Origin of the sequence: Actinobaculum suis (genome assembly GCF_900102025.1) — a bacterium.
GTDB classification, from domain to species: Bacteria; Actinomycetota; Actinomycetes; order Actinomycetales; family Actinomycetaceae; genus Actinobaculum; species Actinobaculum suis.
Genome location: NZ_FNAU01000006.1, coordinates 102,767 through 126,559, shown reverse-complemented (window position 1 = coordinate 126,559; position 23,793 = coordinate 102,767). Strand labels below are relative to the sequence as shown.

At 57.7% G+C, this 23,793-nt stretch carries 18 protein-coding genes; 14 read left to right on the top strand and 4 right to left on the bottom strand.

Annotated features, from left to right (window positions below; genetic code table 11):
- Together BLT47_RS09410 and BLT47_RS04720 are read left to right on the top strand one after the other, a co-directional pair.
- Positions 1-251 (top strand): hypothetical protein (locus BLT47_RS09410; protein WP_218122542.1); only part of this gene is annotated, 251 nt, incomplete at its 5' end.
- A 605-nt stretch (positions 252-856) separates the two neighbouring features.
- On the top strand, positions 857-2,305 hold the full coding sequence (locus BLT47_RS04720) for an amino acid permease (protein WP_456151695.1): 1,449 nt from the start codon (positions 857-859) through the stop codon (positions 2,303-2,305).
- A gap of 334 nt (positions 2,306-2,639) precedes the next feature.
- On the opposite strand, the gene BLT47_RS04715 is transcribed toward BLT47_RS04720, so the two are convergent.
- A complete protein-coding gene (locus tag BLT47_RS04715) occupies positions 2,640-4,679 on the bottom strand; it encodes a DEAD/DEAH box helicase (protein WP_074662248.1) in 2,040 nt (679 codons plus the stop codon).
- 141 nt (positions 4,680-4,820) lie between these two features.
- Entirely contained in the window at positions 4,821-6,311 is a 1,491-nt protein-coding gene (locus tag BLT47_RS04710) for an MFS transporter (RefSeq protein ID WP_074662211.1), read from the bottom strand.
- Between the two features lie 280 nt (positions 6,312-6,591).
- Between BLT47_RS04710 and aspS the strand changes: the two genes are divergently transcribed.
- On the top strand, positions 6,592-8,421 hold the full coding sequence (aspS, locus tag BLT47_RS04705) for an aspartate--tRNA ligase (RefSeq protein WP_074662207.1): 1,830 nt from the start codon (positions 6,592-6,594) through the stop codon (positions 8,419-8,421).
- A 193-nt stretch (positions 8,422-8,614) separates the two neighbouring features.
- On the opposite strand, the gene BLT47_RS04700 is transcribed toward aspS, so the two are convergent.
- Positions 8,615-11,092, bottom strand: coding sequence for an MMPL family transporter (locus tag BLT47_RS04700; RefSeq protein ID WP_074662204.1), 2,478 nt, complete (start codon positions 11,090-11,092; stop codon positions 8,615-8,617).
- 202 nt (positions 11,093-11,294) lie between these two features.
- On the opposite strand from BLT47_RS04700, the gene BLT47_RS04695 reads away from it, so the two are divergent.
- The 10 genes from BLT47_RS04695 to BLT47_RS08930 all read left to right on the top strand — a co-directional run bounded on the left by BLT47_RS04695 (position 11,295) and on the right by BLT47_RS08930 (position 22,312).
- Positions 11,295-12,644, top strand: a complete 1,350-nt coding sequence (locus tag BLT47_RS04695) for a replication-associated recombination protein A (RefSeq protein ID WP_074662201.1) — start codon at positions 11,295-11,297, stop codon at positions 12,642-12,644.
- Positions 12,645-12,798: 154 nt separating this feature from the next.
- The gene (rpsD, locus tag BLT47_RS04690; protein WP_049619184.1) at positions 12,799-13,422 is read left to right on the top strand and encodes a 30S ribosomal protein S4; all 624 of its coding nucleotides are present in this window, start codon (positions 12,799-12,801) and stop codon (positions 13,420-13,422) included.
- Between the two features lie 211 nt (positions 13,423-13,633).
- The gene (alaS, locus tag BLT47_RS04685; RefSeq protein WP_074662197.1) at positions 13,634-16,315 is read left to right on the top strand and encodes an alanine--tRNA ligase; all 2,682 of its coding nucleotides are present in this window, start codon (positions 13,634-13,636) and stop codon (positions 16,313-16,315) included.
- A 5-nt stretch (positions 16,316-16,320) separates the two neighbouring features.
- On the top strand, positions 16,321-16,833 hold the full coding sequence (ruvX, locus tag BLT47_RS04680) for a Holliday junction resolvase RuvX (protein ID WP_049619182.1): 513 nt from the start codon (positions 16,321-16,323) through the stop codon (positions 16,831-16,833).
- Positions 16,833-17,972, top strand: coding sequence for an endolytic transglycosylase MltG (gene mltG, locus BLT47_RS04675; RefSeq protein WP_049619181.1), 1,140 nt, complete (start codon positions 16,833-16,835; stop codon positions 17,970-17,972). The genes ruvX and mltG overlap by 1 nt, the downstream gene beginning before the upstream one ends.
- 154 nt (positions 17,973-18,126) lie before the next feature.
- Positions 18,127-18,792, top strand: a complete 666-nt coding sequence (locus tag BLT47_RS04670; RefSeq protein ID WP_083330069.1) for a prepilin peptidase — start codon at positions 18,127-18,129, stop codon at positions 18,790-18,792.
- Positions 18,793-19,126: 334 nt separating this feature from the next.
- Positions 19,127-20,338, top strand: coding sequence for a chorismate synthase (gene aroC / locus BLT47_RS04665; protein WP_074662190.1), 1,212 nt, complete (start codon positions 19,127-19,129; stop codon positions 20,336-20,338).
- Positions 20,335-20,877: a shikimate kinase gene (locus BLT47_RS04660; protein ID WP_074662187.1), complete on the top strand. Its 543-nt coding sequence runs from the start codon at positions 20,335-20,337 to the stop codon at positions 20,875-20,877. The genes aroC and BLT47_RS04660 overlap by 4 nt, the downstream gene beginning before the upstream one ends.
- A gap of 100 nt (positions 20,878-20,977) precedes the next feature.
- Positions 20,978-21,541: an elongation factor P gene (efp, locus tag BLT47_RS04655; RefSeq protein ID WP_049619198.1), complete on the top strand. Its 564-nt coding sequence runs from the start codon at positions 20,978-20,980 to the stop codon at positions 21,539-21,541.
- Positions 21,542-21,547: 6 nt separating this feature from the next.
- A complete protein-coding gene (locus BLT47_RS08930) occupies positions 21,548-22,312 on the top strand; it encodes a transcription antitermination protein NusB (protein ID WP_083078697.1) in 765 nt (254 codons plus the stop codon).
- A 293-nt stretch (positions 22,313-22,605) separates the two neighbouring features.
- Here the strand turns inward: BLT47_RS08930 and BLT47_RS04645 are convergent, their stop codons facing one another.
- Positions 22,606-22,989: an RNA-binding S4 domain-containing protein gene (locus tag BLT47_RS04645; protein ID WP_049619177.1), complete on the bottom strand. Its 384-nt coding sequence runs from the start codon at positions 22,987-22,989 to the stop codon at positions 22,606-22,608.
- A 442-nt stretch (positions 22,990-23,431) separates the two neighbouring features.
- Between BLT47_RS04645 and mihF the strand changes: the two genes are divergently transcribed.
- Positions 23,432-23,743 carry an integration host factor, actinobacterial type gene (gene mihF, locus BLT47_RS04640; protein ID WP_049619176.1) on the top strand — a complete coding sequence of 104 codons (312 nt, stop codon included), beginning with the start codon at positions 23,432-23,434 and terminating at the stop codon, positions 23,741-23,743.
- The last annotated feature ends 50 nt before the right edge of the window (positions 23,744-23,793 follow it).

The window sequence follows — 23,793 nt, the reverse complement described above, 5'->3', positions numbered from 1 at the left end:
CCAGGCCCCAGACACCTTCGAAAAACACGCGTCAGCTACACTTGACCTTGCAGCATAAACACCACCCCCATGTCCACTTTCCGGGGGTCGGGCCCGTTGGCGTTGTACGCGGCAACCAGTTCTTCCTCAAGCAGGCTCTAACTACGGGCGTGGCTGACAATTTCTTTGCTTATGGTAACTCGAAGGATGTTTCGGCGGTTGGTGATTGGGACGGGGACGGGATTGACACCCCGGCCGTAGACCGCCGCTAACACCGCGCCTAACGCCAAAGCGATAGCTAGTGCGGAAGCAAACTGTTAGCGCATAAGTGAATACAGAACCCGGGAGGTGCGAGGCCAGCCAGGCCCCGCACCTCCCGCATTCTTTGAACGAAGCACGGCCGCCAAGTCAGTTTATGGCACGGCCCGATCGCCAAGTCGGTTCTGGTACGGCTCAGACAGACCACGACGTCGATTCACGGTACGGCCCAGCCGCCAAGTTCACTGGTCGAGATTTCCCAGCGATGGGAACTAAAACTACAAGCTTTCCAGCAATGGGAACCAAAACGCAAAACCGGCACAACACTGCTACGATCACAACTTGTTTAGTTGACGAATTGAGGGAGGCACGCGGGCGATAACCTGAGCCCGGTACCGGTTTTCTTTGTCCGCTCGCACCATAACCGTGCGCGGGCCCGGGAAAGGAAAAACTGAGGTGCCCATAACACACCCAGAAAACCCGCGGCCACCTAGGCGCAAAGAACCAATAGTCACACCTAGGCACCAACACACTAAAGGAGGAGATCACCATCGCTAGCTCAACAGAAGGTTCTGATGCAGTGCCCGCCGAGGGTACTTCCGGAAGCGATAATCTCGATATTGAGAAAATCGAGTCGAGTAAAGGACTCGTCCGCGGCCTGCACGCTCGGCATGTCAATATGATCGCCATTGGTGGGGCAATCGGTACGGGTCTTTTCGTAGCCTCGGGAGCTACGATTTCGCAGGCCGGCCCAGGCGGCGCCCTGCTCGCCTACACCTTGATCGGGATCATGGTTTTCTTCCTCATGCAATCTTTGGGGGAGATGGCAACCTACCTGCCGGTTTCTGGTTCTTTCGAAGAATACGGCACGCGCTTCGTTTCGCCTTCCTTCGGTTTTGCCACGGGGTGGAACTATTGGTATAACTGGGCGATCACGGTGGCGGCAGAGCTGGTTGCTTCGGCCATTGTGATGCAGTACTGGTTCCCGAATGTTCCTCCCTGGGTGTGGTCACTAGCGTTCTTGGTGATCCTTTTTGCGCTAAATGCGCTTTCGGTGCGCGGTTTTGGGGAAGGAGAGTTTTGGTTCGCCGCTATAAAAGTGGTGACCGTGCTCGTGTTCCTGGTGCTCGGGGTGCTCATGATCCTGGGGATTATGGGCGGCGAACCGGTTGGCTTCCAGAACTGGACTATCGGTGATGCACCCTTCGTGAATGGCGGTCTGGGCGTACTCTCCGTGTTTATGATCGCTGGTTTCTCCTTCCAGGGAACAGAAATGCTGGGAATTGCGGCGGGGGAGACGAAGGATCCGGAGACCAATATTCCGAAAGCCACCCGCACGGTGTTCTGGCGGATTCTTATCTTTTATGTGGGCGCGATTGCGGTTATTGGTTTCCTTATTCCGTACACGGACCCGCACCTGCTCAATCCCGAGGGCGATATCGCGCTTTCGCCGTTTACCCTCGTATTCGGACGGGCGGGGATTGCGGCGGCCGCTTCCGTAATGAACGCGGTGATCTTGACCTCCGTGTTGAGTGCCGGAAATTCCGGTTTGTACGTTAGTACCCGGATGTTGTATGCGCTGGCAAAAAGCGGAAAGGCGCCGCGCGTGTTTACGTATCTGACCCCGCGCGGTATTCCTTTGCCTGCTTTATTGGCGACGACGGCGGTAGCCGCCCTCGGTTTCGTGCTCTCTCTAATTGGTTCGGGCCAGGCCTATACCTGGCTTGTGAATGCTTCCGGTTTGGCCGGATTTATCACCTGGATTTGTATCGCCTGGTGTCATATCAAGTTCCGCCGGGCCTATGTAGCACAAGGTCATGACGTAAAGGATCTTCCTTTCAAAGCTACGTGGTATCCCTTCGGGTCGGTCCTGGCTTTGGTTATGTGTGCGGTGGTGTTGATTGGTCAGAATTGGGAAGCCCTGGTTGGGAATGCGGACTTCACTTCTTTGCTCACGAGCTATATTGGATTGCCGCTTTTCTTAGGCCTGTGGGCCGGCCATAAGCTACTCACCCGAGCCCCAGCGGTGAAAGCTACCGAAGCGGATCTGACCCGTCACGAAGAGTAAGACGAAGAGCAAAACAATAAACGCTGCAGGCACAGCACCGAAATAGGCTCCAGAAAGACGCCTGCGAGCACTAGCGAAAAAATATAAAAAACGAAGCGGGTGGGTGAGGATTCTTCCTCACCCACCCGCTTCGCGATTGCTAGCAAACAGCCAAGAACTCAGTTACTTTCGCGATTGTTAGCGCGCAGGTGACTGGTGCTAGCGTGCTTGCGCGCGAGTGACTGGTGCTTGCGCGCACGCAACTGGCTGCTTTATGCGCTTTGTAAATTTGCGCTTTGCAATTTTCGTTTTGCAATATTTCGCTTTGTAAAACTCACATCCGGGAGATTAGTAATTAATCGTCCCAGCCGCGGCGTTCGCGGTGGCCTTGACGGCCGCGTTCTTGGCGGCCGCCGAAGCGGCCACCCCTGCCGCCGCGGTATCCGCCACGCCGTCCGCCCTCACGGCGTCCGCCTTCGCGCCGGCCGCGCCGCTCGCCACCGCCACGCGGGCCGGTATCTTCGCGGATACGCAACTGCCGGCCCGCAATGGTCGCTTCGGAAATCCGGCGGCGGGCTTCCGGGGAAAGCGGTACTCCAATTTCCACGAGAGAGAAGGTTGGGAAAATATCGATATTGCCCAAATCGGATCCAGCGATCCCACCTTCACCGGTAATCGCACCCACGATGGCCCCGGGCTTAACCCGATCCTTGTGGCCCACTTCCACACGGTAACGCGTAGCACCGGGCAAAGAGCGACCCGAGGAACGCGTCTGCCGCTTTTTCTTGTGGAAATCATCGCGCGTATCTTCTTGCAGATTATCGGGCGCGTCATCACCGGAGGGGCCCGGATCACGCACACCCAAAGCCAGCAAAGACAAAATGAGTTCTTCCCGGCTCATCTGCACCGCCGGTTTCTTTTCCGCAGTGGTAGCGGCGTCATCCTCGGCATCTGCGGTATCCGCTGCGGTATCTGCCTTGGTGCTAGTTTCAGCATCGGCGTCGGCATCTACCGTTACCGCGGCTTGTACGGTCTCAGCTTCTGCAGCTACCACGTCCGGTGTGGCCGCAGCTTCACTTTCTGCTTTCGCGGCAGCTGCAAGTTCGGCCTGGATACGGTCGAATTCCTCGAGCACATCGCGGTAAACGCCGAGCCTGCCGGCTTCGAAACGCTTCATCGCTTTTTCCACGAGCTTGTGGGCACGCTGGCGGGAAACTTCAGCTGCCGTAGGCAAACTGATTTCCTTCATCTTCGACTTCGTTTGCTTAGCAATCCGCCGCAAACGCGAAAGCTCCCGAGCGGTCACAAAAGTCAAAGAGCGCCCTTCACGGCCGGCACGCCCAGTACGGCCAATCCGGTGCACATACGTATCCGCTTCGCGCGGTACATCGAAATTAATCACCAGGCCGATACGTTCGACGTCGAGCCCGCGCGCCGCCACATCGGTAGCGACCAACACATCGAGTGTGCCCTCACGCAAACGGGAAACCAAACGCTCCCGATCCTTTTGCGCCACATCACCCGAAAGCGCCGCAGTAGCAACCCCGCGCGTGCCCAGTTCGATAGCGAGGTCTTCCGCGGTGGCGCGGGTACGTACGAACACGATCGCCGCATCCGCCTCGGAAACGGCAAGCACCCGTGCCAGTGCACTCACCTTGTGACGCGAAGGAACCACGGCGTATTCCTGGGTCACCGTGTCCACCGTAGAAGCCGGCGGGGTGACGGTAATTTCAAGCGGGTCATGCAAATGTGTTTCGGCCACGCGGCGAATTGCATTCGGCATCGTCGCGGAGAACAAGGCCGAAACACGTTCTTTTGGCAAATCCGAAGCGATCTTTTCCACGTCTTCGGCAAAGCCCATGCGCAACATTTCGTCGGCTTCATCGAGCACGAAGTAGTGGACGTGGGATAGCTGGAGCGCCTCGCGTTCCATCAGGTCCATAATGCGCCCGGGGCTGCCCACCACTACCTGCACGCCTTCCTTCAAAGCGCGCAACTGCGGCGGGTACGGAGAGCCACCGTAAACCGCGAGAACGCGAATGCCCTTACGCTTCGCGGCAAAAGATTCAATCGCTTCCGCACCCTGCATCGCCAGTTCGCGAGTGGGAGCCAAAACCAGGGCTTGCACGCCTTCGGCCTGCGGATCAATCCGCGCAATAAGAGGAAGGCCAAAGGCAGCAGTCTTACCGGTCCCGGTTTGGGCTACGCCCACCACATCACGCCCGGAAAGGAGCGCCGGAATTGTTTCCGCCTGAATCGGGGAAGGAGTTTCGTAGCCTAGTTCGGAGACGGTAGCAAGAAGATCATCAGGAAGACCGAGGTTCGCAAAAGTAGGAGAGAGTTCGTCTCGATCATCCCGGTCTGCGGGCACGGCAGTTTCAGTATTGAAAGTCAAAGGGTATCCGTTCTGTATCGCGCAAATCGTGCGCTGCGAGGAGACCACTTCCGGCCTCACGGCGTTTTCCGCCCGAATAAGTATAAGCGCTAGCCGCGTTTTCCGGGGATTTAGCGGCAGGTTTCACGGTGGTGGTGGCTACTATTTGCGGCGCAGGCGATCCCGGATTCGGGCAATCCGGCGTTCATGGCCGTGGCGGTCTAGCGGAGGAACCATCGGTCCTTCTTCTTCCGGATCAGAATCCGCGGTGGCGATACGCTCCGCGGCCCGCGATCCACGCTGCGGCGAAATCCGGGCCGCGGTAAGCACGCCCACCCCGCACAGCAACGTAATAATCGCAAACCCGGTAAACAGCGCAATATCTACGGGCGGGCTAAACAGCGCATAGGCGATCCCCAAAATGGCGGCGCCTACCGCTCCTCCCATCGTGTCTGCAATTTGCAAAGCCGAAGAAGCACGCCCCTGGTTTTCGAGGGAAGAGATCGCGAGCGCGTGGACGGTTAGGGCCGGGTAGGCCAGGCCGATACCTAGGCCGGTAACAAACCAGCCAGCGATAACTACCAGTCCGGAAACGGTTTCGAGGCAGCCGATAACTACGGCCCACAAGCCAATAAATCCGGTTAACGTGCCCCAGAAGGGGAGGCGGGAACGTAGGTGTGGATCGTGGAAGCGACCCGAAATCCAAGAACCGATAGCCCAAGTAATGGAGCCGACGGAGAGAATCAGCCCGGCTTCAATTGGCGTCCACCCGTGTACTTCCTGTAATTGCAGGGGCAGGAACATTTCGATGGAAACGAAACAGCCGTTTATGAACATGCGGGTAAGGACGGTGGCGGGTAGGCCGCGCCGGCCGATAAAAGTGCCGCCGGGTAGGAGTGCGGAAGCAAACAAGAAAGTTGCGATCGCGGAAATGGCGATGGTTATGCCAACCGTCCACGTGAAGTCGGCTTTTTCGGTGCCAGACATGACTTGCAAGGTGGCTATGGAAACGCCGGCCAGAATTGAGGGTACGGCGGTGCGGCCTAGCCGCAAGTTGCTGTTTTCGCGTTCAATATCGGGTACGGATTGCATTCCGCGAATGAAGATTGGCAGGGCCACAATTGTAATAACCGGGGCGATGCCAAAAACCCAGCGCCAGCTGAAGTGTTGCACGATGAAACCGGCTAGGGCGGGCCCAAATAGTGAGGGGAGTACCCAAGCCGCGGCGAAAGCAGTGAAGAATGCGGGTTGCCTATCGGGGGCAACGGTATTGCCCACCATGGTGTAGAGCGGGACGATAGTAAGCCCCGCGCCGAGCCCTTCTACGGCGCGCCCTATTACAAAAATGGGCATGGTGGGTGCGAAGGTGCAAATCAGGAGCCCGATGGTTACCAGGGCGACTCCGGTGTACAGGCACGAGTGCGGCCCTTTCGTATCGGACCAGGGGCCGGCTAGCGCGGTGGTCATGAGCTGGGTGGCTAGTACTACGCCCATGGCCAGGGCATACAGGTTGTGCCCGGCTAGATCCGTGGTGATAGTGGGCATCGCCGTCGTAACCGCGAGGCTTTCGAAAGCGACAATTGTAATATACCCCACCGAAAGTGCCTTAAATAATCGTTCTGTTGCCCGATCTAAAACGATTTTCTCCGCCACGCGGTGTGCCTTTCCGAAAGTGGTATTTGAAATAGAAAAACGGTGGTACTGAGTGGTGCCACTCGCGTTCTACCTCCTGGTATCGCCTCTATCCTCGCAGGAATTAGCGGATTATGCGATGTGGGAGAGAGATTTGCGGAGTGTGTTTTACCACCGCGCCGCGTATCTGGGTGCACGCTTAGGGGAGAGCGGTAGAGTTGGGTTCGCGCCGCCCGTCTAGCGAGCGCAACGGGACCGCCCGTCTAGCGGCACCAAGATATAATTGAAGAAAAGAGGAAGCGTGCTACGTACCCGCGATGCAGGATCCCTGCGGATTTCCGACACCGGTACTACCGTTACTTTGGCCGGTTGGGTTGACCGCCGGCGCGATCACGGTGGTATTACGTTTATTGATTTGCGCGATGCAAGTGGTATTGCGCAGGTGACTTTACGGGAAGAAGTTGCGCATGAATTGCGTAATGAATACTGCATTAAGGTCACCGGTATTGTGCGGGAACGGCCGGAAGGTAATGAGAATCCGGCTCTGGCCACCGGGCAGATCGAAGTGGAGTCGGAGGATTTGGAGATCCTCAATCCCGCGGCACCGCTCCCGATCCAGGTTTCAGATCACGCCGAAGAAGCGGGCAACGTTTCGGAAGACGTGCGGCTCAAATACCGCTACTTGGATTTGCGGCGTTCTTATGAACAAAAGGCTTTGCGTTTGCGTTCGCAGGTGAATAAGGCAGCGCGCGATGCTTTGGATGCATTGGGGTTCGTGGAGGTAGAAACGCCTACGCTTACCCGTTCGACGCCGGAAGGGGCACGCGACTTTTTGGTCCCGGCGCGATTGAACCCGGGCACCTGGTATGCCTTGCCGCAATCCCCGCAGCTGTTTAAGCAGTTGCTGATGGTGGGCGGGATCGAACGCTATTATCAGATCGCCCGCTGCTACCGGGATGAGGATTTCCGGGCAGACCGGCAACCCGAGTTCACGCAGTTGGATCTGGAAATGTCTTTCGTGGACCAGGAAGACGTGATTGCGGTAGCGGAAAAGGTGCTGCAAGATATTTTCGCGCTGATCGATGTTGAGGTGAAGACGCCGATCCGGCGTATGACATATCGTGACGCGATGGAAAAGTACGGTTCCGATAAGCCAGATCTGCGGTTTGGCGTGGAACTGATTGATATGACTTCGTACTTTGCCAACACTCCTTTCCGCGTTTTCCAAAACGAATATGTGGGCGCGGTGGTTATGCCCGGCGGTGCTTCCCAGCCCCGCCGCCAGTTTGACCGGTGGCAAACGTGGGCGAAGGCACGCGGTGCACACGGCCTGGCTTACGTAACCATCGCGGAAGACGGCACCCTGGGCGGGCCGGTAGCGAAGAACATCTCGGAAGCCGAACGTGCTGGTCTGGCTGAAAAGACCGGCGCGAAGCCCGGAGATTGTATTTTCTTTGCGGCCGGGGAAACTAATTTCTCGCGCGAACTTTTGGGTGCGGCACGTCTTGAGATCGGCAAGCGTTGCGATCTGATTGACGAAGACGAATGGGCCTTCGTGTGGATAGTTGATGCTCCCATGTTCAAGCCCTCTGCAGCCGCAAAAGCGGAAGGCGATGTGGCGCTCGGCTCCGAGTGGACTGCCGTACACCATGCCTTTACCGCACCTAAGCCCGAATGTGCGGATACGTTCGATACCGATCCGGCAAATGCGCTTACCAATGCTTATGACATTGTGCTTAACGGCAATGAGATTGGGGGCGGTTCGATCCGTATCCACCAGCGTGACGTGCAGGAACGCGTGTTCAAGGTGATGGGGATTTCGCCCGCCGAAGCACAGGAAAAGTTCGGCTTCTTGCTGGAGGCTTTCAAGTTCGGTGCTCCGCCCCACGGCGGGATTGCTTTCGGTTGGGATCGGGTGCTGGCACTTATGTTGAAGGCGCCTTCTATTCGGGATGTTATTGCCTTCCCGAAGATCGGAAACGGTTGGGATCCGCTCACCGATGCCCCGGCCGAAATTACTGCCCAGCAGCGTAAGGAAGCGGGTGTGGATGCAAAACCGAAGGAACGCCAGGCGGTTGACGCCAGTGGTGCTCCTATCCCAGCTGAAACTCCCGCAAAAGCCACGGAGTGATCTACCGACCTTCGCGGTGCGTAGAACCTAAAACATTGGCCCTCTGTTTCTCTATTTCCCGGTAGATACTTGACCAGGAAAACTCAAAGAAACAGAGGGCCTTTGTTCTCGGTAGCACCGGGAAGAAAACTGGGGAGGACAATGCGCGAGACGGCGCATGAGGACAATGCGCGAGACGGCGCATAAAACTCCGCTAGCTTTCGGAAATATGTACCTTGCGGAAGACGCGGTGCAAGAATTGCGGCGCCCACCAATTCCACTTGCCGAGGATCGTCATCGTGGAAGGTACGAGGAGCATACGCACCAAAGTAGCGTCTATCAAGACGGCGATAGCGAGGAATACTCCGATTTCCTTAATGGGTAGCAGATCGCCGAAAACAAAGCCGATGAACACGGCAATAATGATTGCCGCAGCAGCGGTAATCACGCGGCCGGAGCGCTGCAAACCAAGGGAAACTGCGCGGTCATTACTTTCGCCCGCATCCCAGTATTCCTTCATGCGTGCCACGAGGAACACTTCGTAATCCATGGCTAAGCCGAAGCCGAAAGCGAGCCCGCAAGCTACCACGAAGGACGTCATGCCTTGTGTCTGGGGCAAACCAAATAGGCCCTGCTGGAAGAGCCACATGGTAAGTCCCAACGAAGAAACCAAGGAAAGGCCGTTAGTAATAACCGCCTTGAGGGGGATTATTACCGAATCCGTCATCAAGAACAGCAAGATAACGATGGCGAGCACAATAACTACCACCGCATAGGGCATACCTTCCTTGAGAACATTGTTGAAGTCCAGTTGCACTGCGGCACTGCCACCAACCATGACTTCATGCGTGAGGTCAGCAGCGCGGATTTGCTCTACCGCGGTGGTAACTTCCGCACCTACCGGATCGTCTACATCCATATAAGCATCTAGGCGCGTCCACCCATCGGTAGTCTCCTGCGCAGTTTCCACGTTGGTAACGCCCGGCAAAGAGGAAATAAATTCCTTTTCCGCCTGGGTATCTTCCGGGCTGGCCTGCACCAAAACGGTTATTTCGGAAGTGCGCAAGGCTGGGTAGTCGGCCTCGATATGGCTAAGGGCACGGCCCGGTTCGGTATTGGCCGGCACATAGGCCGTGGTTTCGGTCCGCAGCCCGCCATTACTCAATGGAATCGCAAACACGATGAGAACGGCCAAAACGCAGATCATTACCAACCAAGGCCGGCGCTGCACCCACTGCGCAACCTTTGAGAAGAAACCATGATCGGTATGGGTATCGCCCATCACCGCAAAGACCTTATGCATCCCGGGAATCTTTTCCACGATGGAAGGTTTGGCCAGCCGGATTCCGGCGATCTGCAACAATGCCGGCACCAGCGTAATCGCCGAAAGCACCGCCAAAAGCACCACCATGAAACCACCGATGGCGATCTCGCGAAGCAAAGAAGATTTCACGAAGAAGAGAGAAATAACCGCTACCGCAATCGTTATCGCGGAGAAGAAAACGGTACGGCCGGCAGTTTCCACGGTCCGCACCAAAGCATCGCTCATGAGGGGGCGAAGCTTTTCTACCGGCGGCAATTCTTTGCCCCGCTCGGGATCGTAACCAAGCTTTTCGAGGCGTCTCGTAATTTCTTCTCGATAGCGCGAAACAATCAGCAAGCCGTAATCAATAGAAAGTGCCAAACCGATAATAGAAACCACGTTGAGCACGAAAACATCAGTTTCCATTACAAAGGTCATAACCCAAATGCCACCCAAAGTGGTGGCAATCGCGGCAAGTGCACCCAAAATCGGCATGAATGCGGCAACAATTCCGCCGAATACCAACACCATCAAAACCAGTGCCACCGGCAGGCCAATTGCTTCGCCACGTAGCAAATCATTGCGCGAAGCATCATTAATTGTCTGCACGGTCAAGGATTTGGAGGTCATATCGAATTTGGCCCCGGCCTGCTCGGCCTCTCCCTGGTAAACGCGCATCCGGTCAATAACCTGGGCCTCGCTCGCATCCATATGATCCCCGGCAGAAACGTGGGCGACGATAGCAAAACTATCGGTGGCCGCAAGTTTTTGCGCTGCCTTATCGGCTTCGGGCGCGGCTTGCTGGCTTGCCTCTGCCCGGCCGCGCGCCACTACTTCCTCTTCGGAAGGCTGCCCGGCTGCTGCTGCCTGCGCGTGGGCCTGTACCGCAGCCGTTACCTGCTGGCGGGCAATATTTTCCGGAATCCCGCTGGCCACGAGGTGCGCGGTTTGTTCCGCAATCGTGGCCTCGAGTTGGGCACGCGCTTGGGTTTGCCCTTCCGCATACTTTTGCCGCGCCGCATCCTCGCCTTGGGCGGCGGCCTGCTCCAGAATTTCCTGGCGCAAAGTATCCGGAGAAAGCGCACTTACCCCGGTGATCTGGTTCAGATCACTGACGAGCTGCGCCGTCGTCGTACCTAAAGCAGCGGATTCTGGTATTTGCGAGACGATGCCAATAACGTTTTCGCCTTCGCCTTCCGCAAGCATATCCGCAACATTTTGCGCCTCGGTATTCTCCGCGAAGCTATCCGCGCTACCAAGACGTGAGAAAATACCGCCCTGGCCAAAACCGGAAAATGCCGAGACCAGTGCGAGTGCAACAAGAATAAGCCACACGGTGACAACTCGCCACGGGTGGCGTACAGATAAGCGACCCAGGGAACCGAACATGCTTATATTATCCCAGTGGTTGATACCACAATCCAGCCTTTTTGGTTGGTGGCAGAAAATAGGGACACGTGTACTCGTAAAATCGGGCATCGTAGCGTGCGGGAACCCGTGACCCGCGGCCGCCCTGCGGCGAACTGAAAACGCAGGTGCTTCCGGTGGCGGTGCTACGAAAACCAAGCTGAACTATGGTGGACGTGTGGGAATGGACGTCGATCTTTTTGAAAGTGCACAAACCGATGCGAAAGGTGTGCCCCTGGCAAATCGCGGGCCGCTAGCCGTGCGGATGCGGCCGCGCACCCTTGCAGAAGTGGTGGGGCAAGAAGAAGCTTTGCAACCGGGTTCCCCGCTGCGGCGGCTACTGGAACCGGGGGAGCAGTCCGTACCTTCTTCTGTCTTCTTGTGGGGGCCTCCCGGGGTGGGCAAGACGACGATCGCCTACCTGATTGCTCATGCGGGAAACCGGCGCTTCGTGGAGCTTTCCGCCACTTCAGCCGGGGTGAAGGACGTGCGCACGGCGATCGAGGAAGCACGGCGCGCCCTGGTTGCAGACGGTACCGAAACCGTGCTTTTTATTGATGAGGTGCACCGGTTTTCGAAAACCCAGCAAGACGCGTTGCTTCCGGCCGTGGAAAACGGGTGGGTAATCCTCGTGGCTGCCACCACCGAAAACCCGGCATTTTCCGTGGTCTCTCCCTTGCTTTCCCGTTCCCTGCTGGTTACTTTGCAACCCTTGGCGGCGGAAGCGATTTCCGATCTGATTGAGCGGGCATTGCGCGAAGAACGGGGGCTGGATGGTAAATACGAAATTAGCGCGGAGGCAAAAGAAAACTTGGTGCGCCTGGCCGGCCAAGATGGGCGGCGTTCCCTCACTTTGCTAGAAGCGGCGGCCGCTGGTGCCCAGCAACGTGGGCAAACAAAGATTACGGTGGCAGACGTTAGCCGCGCTGCCGATGGTGCCACTATTCGTTATGATCGCGACGGCGATGAACACTACCAGGTGATTTCTGCCTTCATTAAATCGATCCGCGGTTCGGATGTGGATGCGGCCATGCATTATTTAGCACGCATGTTAGAAGCTGGGGAAGATCCGCGGTTTATAGCCCGCCGGCTGATGATTTCCGCGGCGGAAGATGTGGGAATGGCAGATCCTTCCGCCCTGCAAACCGCTACCGCAGCGGCGCAGTCGGTAGCAATGGTGGGGATGCCGGAAGCCCGAATTATTTTGGCGGAAGCCGTAGCTCACCTGGCTACCGCGCCGAAATCAAACCGTGCCTACCAGGCGATTAATGCCGCAATTGCGGACGTGCGGGCAGGTAAAGCCGGGCCGGTACCTCTGGCTTTGCGCAATCCGTCCTTCCGGGGCGCTACGGAAATGAATTATGGGGAAGGTTACCGCTACGCGCACGATTATCCGGAAGGGGTAGCCCCAATGGAATTTATGCCGGAAGGCCTGGAAGGCACGGAGTATTACAAACCAACCCAACGCGGGTATGAAGCACAAGTCACAAAGCGAATGGAGTATATTCGCTCGATTCTCCACCCGGAAAACTGATACTATTCTCGGGTTGCTTTTCGTGCCGGCCGTGCGCCTTGCGTGCGCGCCGGGTGCCAGAAGAGCTACACCTGGGGTCTTAGCCGCATGAGTTGGCCCCGCCCCGCCGTGTGCGGGTGTGCATATTTACAGGTATAAAGGAGAAATACAAAACATGGCATCTGGTAATAAGTCGCGCAAGATGGTGCGCCAGTCGCGCGCCTTGGGCATTGCCCTCACCCCGAAGGCAGAACGCTACATGCAGCGCCGCCCCTACCGTCCGGGTGAACACGGCCGTGGCCGCACGAAGGATTCCGATTACTCGGTACGTCTGAAGGAAAAGCAGCGTCTGCGCGCCCAGTACGGTATTCGCGAATCGCAGATGCGCCGCGTGTGGAATGAGGCTCGCCGCGAAGACGGCCTGGCCGGTGAAAACCTCGTGGAACTGCTGGAAATGCGCCTCGATGCGCTCGTGTTGCGCGCTGGTTTTGCGCGCACGATCCTGCAGGCCCGGCAAGTGGTTTCCCACTCGCACCTGCTCGTTGATGGCAAGAAGGTAAACCTGCCGTCCTACCGGGTCAAGCCGGGGCAGGTAGTGCAGGTACGGCCGAAGTCTGCTGCTTCGCCGCTGTTCATGGTGGCCGCCCAGGGCGCACACCGTGACGTTTTGCCGAAGGTTCCGGAATACTTGGATGTGGAACTGGAGAAGCTGAAGTTCACCCTGTTGCGCCGCCCGAAGCGCGCAGAGGTTCCGGTTGAAGCTGACGTCCAGCTCATCGTTGAATACTACTCGCGCTAAGAGTTGTTATTGCGGCGGCGGGTGCCCGAGGGGTGCCCGCCGCCGTGTTTTTGGTCCCTATTACCCGTGCCCCTGGAGAAAACCTGCCTCCAGGCGGGTAAACTCACTCCGTATGCGCGTGCGTAACATAGAGTTAGCCCGGGTGGGAAAACCTGGGAGTAACCGCTTTGTTGCAAACGCGCAGGCGTCAATTTTGAGGAGAATAAACTAGATGCGTAGCGCTGAGATTCGCCGCCGGTGGCTTGATTACTTCGCCAAGCACGACCATCACATTGAACCTTCGGTTTCTTTGGTGAGCCCCGATCCGTCTATCTTGTTCACGATTGCGGGAATGGTGCCTTTCATTCCGTATATCGTAGGAACTGAAAAGGCACCGTGGCCGCGCGTCGCCTCCGTGCAAAAATGCATCCGCACCAACGATATTGAAAACGTTGGGAAAACTACTCGGCACGGCACTTTCTTCGAAATGTGCGGAAACTTCTCCTTCGGGGACTACTTCAAAGAAGGCGCCATTGAACTTGCCTTCGGCCTGCTTTGCGCCCCGCAAGACGAAGGGGGCTACGGCCTGGAAATGGATCGCATGTGGGCAACTATCTGGAAAGAAGACGATGTTGCCTATCGTTCCCTCGTCAATATTGGGGTGAACCCGAAGCAGATTGTCAAACTCACCCGGGAAGAAATCTTCTGGTCTACCGGCCAGCCCGGCCCCGCCGGTCCGTGCTGTGAAATCCACTATGATCGCGGCCCCGAATTTGGGCCGGAGGCAGTGGGTGGCACGGTAGATCCGGGCGGCGATCGCTACCTGGAAATCTGGAACCTCGTTTTCGACCAGTATCGGCGCGGGGAAGGTAGCGGCAGTGACTACCCGCTTCTGGGCGAACTTGATCAGACTGCTATCGATACCGGGGCGGGCCTGGAACGTATTGCCTTCCTGCTGCAGAACAAAAACAATATGTACGAAACCGATGAGGTTTTCCCGGTTATTCAAAAGGCGGAGGAACTCAGCGGTAAAAAGTACGGGGCAGATGCGGAAGACGACGTACGTTTCCGGGTGGTTGCCGACCACGTGCGCTCCTCCATGATGCTTATAAACGATTCGGTACGGCCCGGGAATGACGGCCGTGGCTATGTGCTGCGCCGTTTGCTGCGCCGCGCGGTTCGTTCCATGCGCCTCCTCGGCGTGGAAAAACCGGTGCTGGGCGAACTAGTTACCGTCTCCAAAGACTCCATGAAAGAGGCCTACCCGGATCTAGAAACTAATTTCGCGCAAACCTACCAGGTAACGGTGGATGAAGAAGACGCTTTCCGCCGCACCCTGCAAACCGGTACCGAAATCTTCGATACCGCGGTGGCCAAAGCCAAGCAGAGCGCGCATGGTACCAGCCCAGTAATTACCGGTAATACGGCCTTTGCTTTGCACGATACCTACGGATTCCCGATCGACCTGACCTTGGAAATGGCCGAAGAACAGGGCGTGCAGGTAGACGAAAAGGGCTTCCGCAGCCTCATGGACGAACAGCGGGAACGCGCCCGAGCCGATGCGGCCGCCAAGAAAACAGGGCATGTGGATTCGCGGGTCTATCACGAACTTCTCGCCGCATCCGGAAAAACGACCTTCCTTGGCTATACCGATAAGGCCTCCGAATCGAAGGTTGTGGCCATCTTGGAAAACGGGGTGGAACAACCGGCGGCTTCGGCGGGCGCCGAGGTCGACGTCGTGCTAGACGTCACCCCCTTCTATGCGGAAGCGGGCGGGCAGCTAGCCGATCAGGGCACCATTTCGGTAGCCGGGGGCGGCATGGTCCGCGTTGACGATGTGCAAGCCCCGGTGAAGGGACTTTCCGTGCACCGCGGCGTCGTAACCGAAGGCACGATCGTGGTAGGCGATACCGCGCACGCACAAATCGACGAAGTGCGCCGCCAGCGTATCGCTCAGTCCCATACCGCTACCCACATGGTGCACAAGGTGCTCCACGAATACTTGGGGGAGCAGGCCAGGCAGGCCGGTTCCGAAGATGCACCTTCTCGTTTGCGTTTTGATTTCCGCCACGGCTCGCAAATCCCGGCCGATACGATGACGGAAATGGAAGCGCGCGTGAACGAACGCTTGCAGGAAAACCTGGAAGTAACGGCCGCCGAGTTCCCCATCGAAGAAGCGAAGAAGATGGGCGCGCAAATGCTCTTCGGGGAAAAATACGGCAATATTGTGCGCGTAGTTTCCATCGACGATGCGTGGTCGCGCGAGTTCTGCGGCGGTACCCACGTGGCGCAAACCGGTGAGATCGGTTTGGTAACCATTGTGGGTGAGTCCTCGATTGGTTCCGGGGTGCGGCGCATTGACGCCCTAGTGGGTGAAGGCGCCTACGAAAAGGGTGCCCGGGAGCGTGCCCTCCTTTCGCAACTGACGACGACGCTACAAACCCGGCCCGAACAACTTCCGGAGCGCATCGATAACCTGCTGGCGCGGCTGAAGGCGGCGGAAAAGCAGGTAGCGCATTTGCGCCACGAACGCCTGCTTTCCCAGGTGCAAGATGTGGTAGACACGCCCGAAAAGGTAGGCGAATATCAGCTATACCACGCAGATCTGGGAGAGCTGGAAACCGCGAACGATGTGCGCACCTTCGCGCTTGACGTACGCGGCCGGCTAGCCCCTTCGGCACCGGCAGCAGTAATAGTTACCGGTATAATCGGCGGCAAACCGAATGTCGTGGTAGCAACCACGGATGGTGCACGTGCAGAAGGTTTGCAGGCCGGTAAGCTCGTTTCCCTGATCGCCAAGATCTTGGGCGGCGGCGGTGGCGGCAAGCCCGATATTGCTCAGGGCGGCGGCCAAGATCCCACGAAGATTGCCGAAGCTATGCGGGCCGTGCGCCGCGAACTGGAGGCACAGTAAACACAATGCGGCGGGGGATCAGACTCGGCGTTGATGTAGGCAAAGCACGGACGGGGCTCGCAAAGAGTGATTCCGCGGGGATCATGGCCCTGCCCGTGCGTACCCTGCCTGCCAACGGCGCCGATCTGCGCATAACCGCGCAAACCGCACGCGAACTCGAGGCTCTGGAAGTAATCGTGGGATTGCCACGTAACATGGACGGCAGCGAGGGTAGCGCAGCAAAATATGCGCGGCGCTGGGCCCGCCGGTTAGCACGCCGGATTGCACCCACTCCGGTACGGCTGGTAGATGAACGCCTGTCTACTGTTTCCGCCCATGCCCAACTTTCTGCTTCCGGGCTATCTACGCGGAAACATCGCGGCTTGGTGGACCAAGCAGCCGCCGTCGTTATCTTAGAAACCGCTCTAGAAATGGAACGGGTGAGCGGAGAAAAACCGGGGGAACTCGTGGTCCTTGCCGAAAAGGTGAGCACTACCGAGCCTCCTCAGACTGGCACTACCGAGGAGGGCCCTTCGTAATGTCTGATGTTTTTGACGAATTTCATGCCCGGCCCCGAACCCCAAACGAGGCGAAACGAACCGAACGGGCACGGTTACGCCGCCGCCGGCGTATTACCACCGCGCTTATTACTTTCATTTTAGTTATTTTCCTCTCGGCTGCGGCGGTGGTAGTTATCAGCAAACTTTCGGGCGTGGAAAAACACGTTTCGGATTATGAGGGCACCGGAACCGGCACCGTGCAGATAACTATTCCGGAAAGCGCCACGGGAACCGAAATGGCGCGAATCTTGACGGAAGAAGGCGTGATAGCCTCCGAAAAACCGTTCATTACTGCTTTTACGGAAGATCCGCGATCTACCGGTATCCAACCCGGGGTTTATAACCTGCGCAAGGAAATGAGTTCCAATGCGGCCCTGCTGGCGCTTTTAGACCCCGCAAATCTGGCGTCGGTACGCGTTACCATTCCGGAAGCGTGGACAAAATCGCAGGTTGCGGCCCGGCTCGTGAACCTCATGGAGTATTCGGAAGCAGACGTGGAAGCCGCGATGGCAGATACGCAAGCTTTGGGCTTACCGAAGGTCGCGGGTGGGAACGTGGAAGGTTGGCTCGCGCCCGCCACTTACAGTTTCGCGCCGGATACGACGCCGCGGGAAGCTCTCGCCCAAATGGTGAGCAAGCAGATCGATACCCTCAAGCAACTGAAAGTTCCCGAAGACCAGTGGGAAGAAGTGCTTACCAAGGCTTCGATTGTGGAACGCGAAGCGATTGCGCAAAGCGACTACGCCAAGGTGGCACGCGTAATCGAGAACCGTTTGGTGGACCATACCGGAGAAGTACTGGGCCGTTTGCAAATGGATTCCACGGTGCTCTACGGGGTAGGGAAAACGGGCGGCATCCCCACCTCGGCGGATCTGGCGAATGATAACCCGTACAACACTTACAAGAACGAAGGTTTGCCACCCTCGCCAATCGGGGTACCGCGGCCAGAAGCAATTACTGCCGTCATGCATCCCGAACCGGGGGACTGGCTCTACTTCACCACCGTCAATTTAGAAACCGGGGAAACGAAGTTTACGGCCAGCTACGAGGAACAACAGCAATTCAAGGCCGAACTGGACGCGTGGATTAAAGAACACCCGGACTATTTGAAAAAATAGCTAGCTAGGTGCCCTGTGGAAACGGGCGGAGGAGCCTGTAAAACGGCCGCCGGGGTATTCGTGGGAAACCTGGCACCCGTGGCCGAGCGCGAACGGCTGGCGGGCCTGTGGATAGGCTTTCGCCTTTTTCACGGGCCCCACCTAGCCTGGCCGCATGCCTTTTTGGTCTCGAGAACGGATATTGCGCGGTGTACTCACGGGCTGGCGGGCCCTTGGGGGCGGGCTCGCCACGGCCGCCGCGGCTTTCCTCGCGCTCATTTTCGTGCCGCCCCTCAACTTGCCAGCATCGGGCACAGGTACCTGGGAAATACGTAACACCTGGCAGGCGCCCAGCGCGATAGCACAAAATATTACGCACCGCGGCAGTACGGAAGAGCCTTTCGCGCAGGGAATCGAAATACTGGCCGGGTGCGCCGTGCTCGCCTGCCTAGCAGTTGCCGCCTATATCGACCAAACCCTGCATATCCTGCCCGACCCACTCCTAGCTTTAGCCGGCGCGGGCGCGGCCATGGCCGCCCTGGCTGGTAGACACCCGGAAAACATTGCGGCCGGTATTGGCTTTGCGGGCCTTGGTTATCTGCTCAATAAAGTCACGGTTTTTGGCCGCGGCGACGCAAAATTCATGGGCGTGCTAGGCCTGTGGCTCGGGCCGGTTGGCGCCGCCCTGGCCTGCGGTATTGCCGTTATAGGCGCGGCGGGCCTATCCCTTGCTGCCATCGTGGCTGATTATGGCGTGTACGGGATCACCAGCCAGTACACCCTGGCTTTCGGACCGTGGCTCTTTACAGCCGGCTTCCTCGTCTGGGTGGCGCTGTGTTAGCGGGTACGCGCCCCTGGTGCTCGTGCGAGCGGGGGCATGCGCCTCCCTGGCGCTCGTGTTATCGGGCACGCGCCCCTGGCCCTCGTACGAGCAGCCACGCGTCCCTGGCCCTCGTGCTAGCGGCCACGTGCACCACCCCGCCGGGCGGGAGTTGTAGTCTCACTGGGCGGGAAGCAGCAGTCTCGCTGAATATAGTGTGACAGTCCCGCTGGGCGCGGTGTCGTAGCCGCGCTCGGTACCGTCGGGCAGTCCCGCTGGGCGGGCTACAGGTGTGTTTACGTACGTATGGTGATTAGGAGTCGAGCAAAAGCCGGGTTCATGAGAGAATGCGATCATGTTTTCGTGGTCAACGGCAGGAGAATCGCACGGGCAAGCACTCGTTGCGCTAGTTGAAGGGGTGCCCGCAGGGGTATCCATTACCAGTGAGGATATTCGGGCGGCCTTGGCGCGCCGCCGGCTCGGATACGGCCGGGGCGCGCGCCAAAAGTTTGAACAAGACGAACTCTCCGTGCTTTCCGGTATCCGGCATGGCCGCACTTTGGGTTCCCCGATCGCCATGGTGATCGGCAATTCCGAGTGGCCGAAATGGGAAGCGGTAATGGCTGTTGACCCGGTACCGCCCGAAGCTTTGCGCAAAGACGCCGGTAAAGGTGATTCCCAAGAAATTGCCCGGAACCACAAACTCACCAAACCGCGGCCCGGCCACGCCGATCTCACCGGCATGAATAAATTCGGTTTTACCGATGCGCGCAACGTGCTGGAACGGGCCTCGGCCCGGGAAACCGCGGCCCGGGTAGCCGCGGGCGAGGTAGCCCGGCAACTCCTGCAGCAAGTTGCGGGGATCGAAATTATTTCCCACGTGATTAGCATTGGCGAAGCCGCTGACGATTCGGGGATCTTGCCCGGGCCGTCCGACGCTGCCGCTTTGGATGCTTCTCCGGTGCGGTGTTTGCAAGAACCGGCCGCGCAGGCGATGATGACCGCCCTGGACGCAGCGAAAAAGGACGGGGATACGCTGGGCGGCGTCGTCGAAGTAATTGCCTATGGGGTGCCGCAAGGCTTGGGAAGCTACACCACCCCGTACGGGAGGTTGGACGCTTCCTTAGCGCAAGCGATGATGTCTATCCAAGCGGTTAAAGGCGTGGAAATTGGGGACGGTTTTGCTACCGCGCGGCGCCGCGGCTCGCAAGCACATGATGAGATCGTGCGCGAAGCTGGCCACACGCATCGGGTTACTAACCGGGCCGGCGGGATTGAAGGGGGAATGTCTAACGGGGAAGCGCTCCGGATCCGCCTGGCCTTCAAACCAATTTCCACGGTGCCGCGTTCTTTGCGTACTATCGATACGCAGACCGGGGAAGCCGCCAGCGCTTTGCATCAGCGTTCCGATACATCCGCGGTGGTTCCCGGTGCAGTTATTGGGGAAGCAATGGCCGCACTCACTTTGGCCGGTGCTTTGACCGAAAAACTTGGTGGCGATTCTGCCGCAGAAATGAAACGAAACTTGCATGGTTTCCTGCAGTCCATTCCGGAGGTACGTAAATGACGGTACGCGCAGTAATCATCGGACTTCCCGGTGCCGGTAAATCTACGGTGGGGCGCCTGTTGGCGCGCGAACTTGGCGTTCCTTTTGCCGATTCTGATCAGCTGATTGTGGAGGCAACTGGGCGTTCAATTCCCGATATTTTTGCCGACGACGGCGAGGCGGGCTTCCGCCAGATTGAGGAAAGAGAAATTGCGCGGGCTTTGCGCGAGTTCGGAGGCGTGCTTTCCCTGGGCGGTGGAGCGATTCTTTCCCCGCAAACTCGCCAAAATCTGCGTGGCCATCACACGATTTTGATTGAGGCTCCGCAAGCAGAACTCTTGCGCCGCGTCACCAATTCGCGCACGAAACGCCCGCTGCTGGAAAACAATCCGGAAGAGAATTTGGCGCGCCTGACTGTAGAACGGGCCCCGCTATACGAAGAAGTGGCAACGATTCGCGTACAATCTGGGCCGGAACCAGTGCGCGGCGTCGTCGTGCAAGCTTTGGAAAAACTCCAGGAAGCAGAAGCACAAGAAACCAATGCGGAAAAAGACAACTAGACCGTAAAGAAAAGGTGTGTGCGAAGCGCGTGCCTTTTTGATAGAGCTACGCGAAAATGCGCTGTATCCTGGTACGCGGCTAATTGCGAAAGGAAGCAAAGTGACAACTACGAATGATCTGAAGAACGGCATGATTCTGGTGCTTGACAACCAGATGTGGCAGGTAGTGGAATTCCTGCACGTCAAGCCCGGAAAAGGCCCGGCCTTTGTGCGCACCAAGTTGCGCAATGTGATGACGGGTAAGACCCTCGATCGTACGCTCAACGCGGGGATCAAGGTGGAAACGGCAACCATTGACCGCCGGGATATGCAGTACCTCTACAATGACGGCACTGACTATATCTTTATGGATAAGGACACTTTCGACCAGATTCCGATTAGCCCGGAAATCGTGGGGGATGCGAAGAATTTCCTCCTCGAAAATGACGATGCCACGATCGCTTCCACGGATGGGCGCGTGCTCTTTGTGGAAATGCCGGCCTCGGTGGAACTGACCGTAACGCACACTGAACCGGGCGTGCAGGGTAACCGTTCGAGCGCTGGTACCAAGCCGGCTACGGTGGAAACCGGTTATGAAGTGCAGGTACCGCTGTTTATTAACGAAGGCGACCGGCTGAAGATTGATACCCGCACCGGGGAATACATTTCCCGTGCGAATGACTAGGTGATTATGGCTCGGAGACAACACGCGAAGAGACGTAAATACGCGAAGCAAAAGGGTCGCTCTACCCAGCGGCATCGTGCTCTGGATGTGCTTTTCGAAGCTGATGAGAAAGGTATTGCCACCGAGCAAGGTATCCGCGATTTGCTTGCAGAGCGGCAAAAGGTTTCGACGGCGCAAGTGCCAATCGGCGAATTTGGCTCCGAAATTGTGGAACATTACGCGGGCCACATCCTGAATCTCAATACGCTCATTGAGGCGGCTTCGGAAGATTGGCCTTTGCACCGCATGAATTCTGTGGATCGCAATATTTTGCGGGGCGCGGCCGCCGAGCTCACCTATATGGATACGCCGCGGGCCGTGGTGGTGCCGGAATGGGCGGATCTGGCACGCTCGCTTTCCACGGATAGGTCAGTGGGATTCGTAATGGGCGTGATGAATCGGATGGCTGATATTCGCGAACGCGAACTGGCCAACCAGGCCAAGGGTTCGATTCTCGACGCCGAAGCACGCGGGGAAACAATTGGCGCGGGCGCGGAAGTAAGCGCGCCGAGCGCCAGCTCCGCGGATACAGCGGCCGCAGGCGAGCCGGAAGCTGAGCCATTTTCCACGCCGGAAGCCGAGCTGTGCTCGGTAGCTGAGCCGCGCTCGGAATCTGCGCCAGCAGAAGCCGAGGCCAAGCTGGAAGTCGAGCCAGTAGAAACTGACGCGGAAGTGGCGCCGGAAGCTGAGCCGCGCTCGGAAGACCAGTCGGCAGAAACGGAAACGAAGTAAGCGCTACCTAGTGCCGCGATAGCTTCGGCACGCAAAGCTCGGGCCAAAAAGCGTTCAGGCAAGTGCATAGCAAGCGGCGGTAGGAATCCCGAGAGGATTCCTACCGCCGCTTGCTGTTTTTGGACCGGTCCCCAGGCGCCGGCGGCTCCGATCTTGAGGCAAACGATTCTCGAGGTAAACCGATCTTGAGGCAAACCATTCTTGAGGTAACCCTGCCGCAGGGTGGAGCCGGCGGCAGCGGGCAGGATGGAGCCGGCGGCAGCGGGCCGGGTGCCCGCAGACTTTTCGCCCAGCTAGTTCCGGCGGCGGCCAAAGTTAGCATCTCGGCCGAAGAGGCGATCGAGTTCTCGCCGTTCTTTCTTGGTGGGCCGGCCGGTACCAGGGTCCCGCCGAGCAATGGGAAGCAGGGGCCGGGGCCGAGCCGGGGTGAGGTCTTCATAGTTTTCCCGGGCCAAGGGTGCAGAGACGCGTTTCTTGAGCAAACCGGTAACGCGCAATACTCGATCAAATCCTTCTACGCGGTAGCGCACCGTATCGCCCACCCGCACTTTCGAGGCGGGTTTGGCCGGTTCGTCATTTATACGTACATGGCCGGCCTTGCATTCTGCCGTCGCTAAAGAACGCGTTTTGCACTGCCGCACGCTCCACAGCCACACATCAACCCTTACGCTGTCCATGGCGCCAGCTTAGCGAGTCTGCGATGAAACCTGGGGAGGGCCAGGGCAGAGCGTGAACACGACCAGAACAAAAACTGCGTTGGTTTAGGGGCAAATGATTGTGAGCGGTGGTAAATAACAAGTCCTGAAATGTGTATCGCGTAGAATAACGGATCTATATTTCCTTAAGTGACTTTAGCGGGTGGATGTGTGACACGCCCAACGAGTTGGAACATTTTGCATCGCTTTTCGCACATTTGTAAATCAGCAACGGTAATGGTGCAGGTAGACCGTAAAAAATACTTCATTCAGTAATAAGCTTTTTCTGACGAGAGAAATGTAAGGCGACTTAATCATCTACAAACGGCGTAAATTCGGGGTATTCTGGCTGTTGTAACGGTCAAAGGAGGCACATTGTAGTGCAGAACCGGCGGAGAGAAAGAAATCAAGAAAAGGAGCCGAGGTGGGTCTTCCAAATCTGAGCGATGAAGAGCGCGATGAGGCGCTGGCAAAGGCTGCACGGATTCGTCGGGACCGAGCACAGCTAAAGAAAGACGTCAAAGAGGGCACTGTTAAGGTTTCCGAGGTAATTGCTCGGGCCAAAACGGATCCGGTGGCGGGACGGTTGCGGGTGCGCGCGTTGCTCATGTCTATCCCCGGTATTGGGGAATCGAAGGCGCAAGCGATCATGGAGCAGGTGTCAATTGCGGAAACGCGCCGGGTAGCCGGTCTTGGAAAGAAGCAAGCGGCCGCGCTTATTGAACGCTTCGGTTAGTGCGCGTAACTCGGGAAAATATCGCCGGTTGGGGGAGGAGGATCCAACCG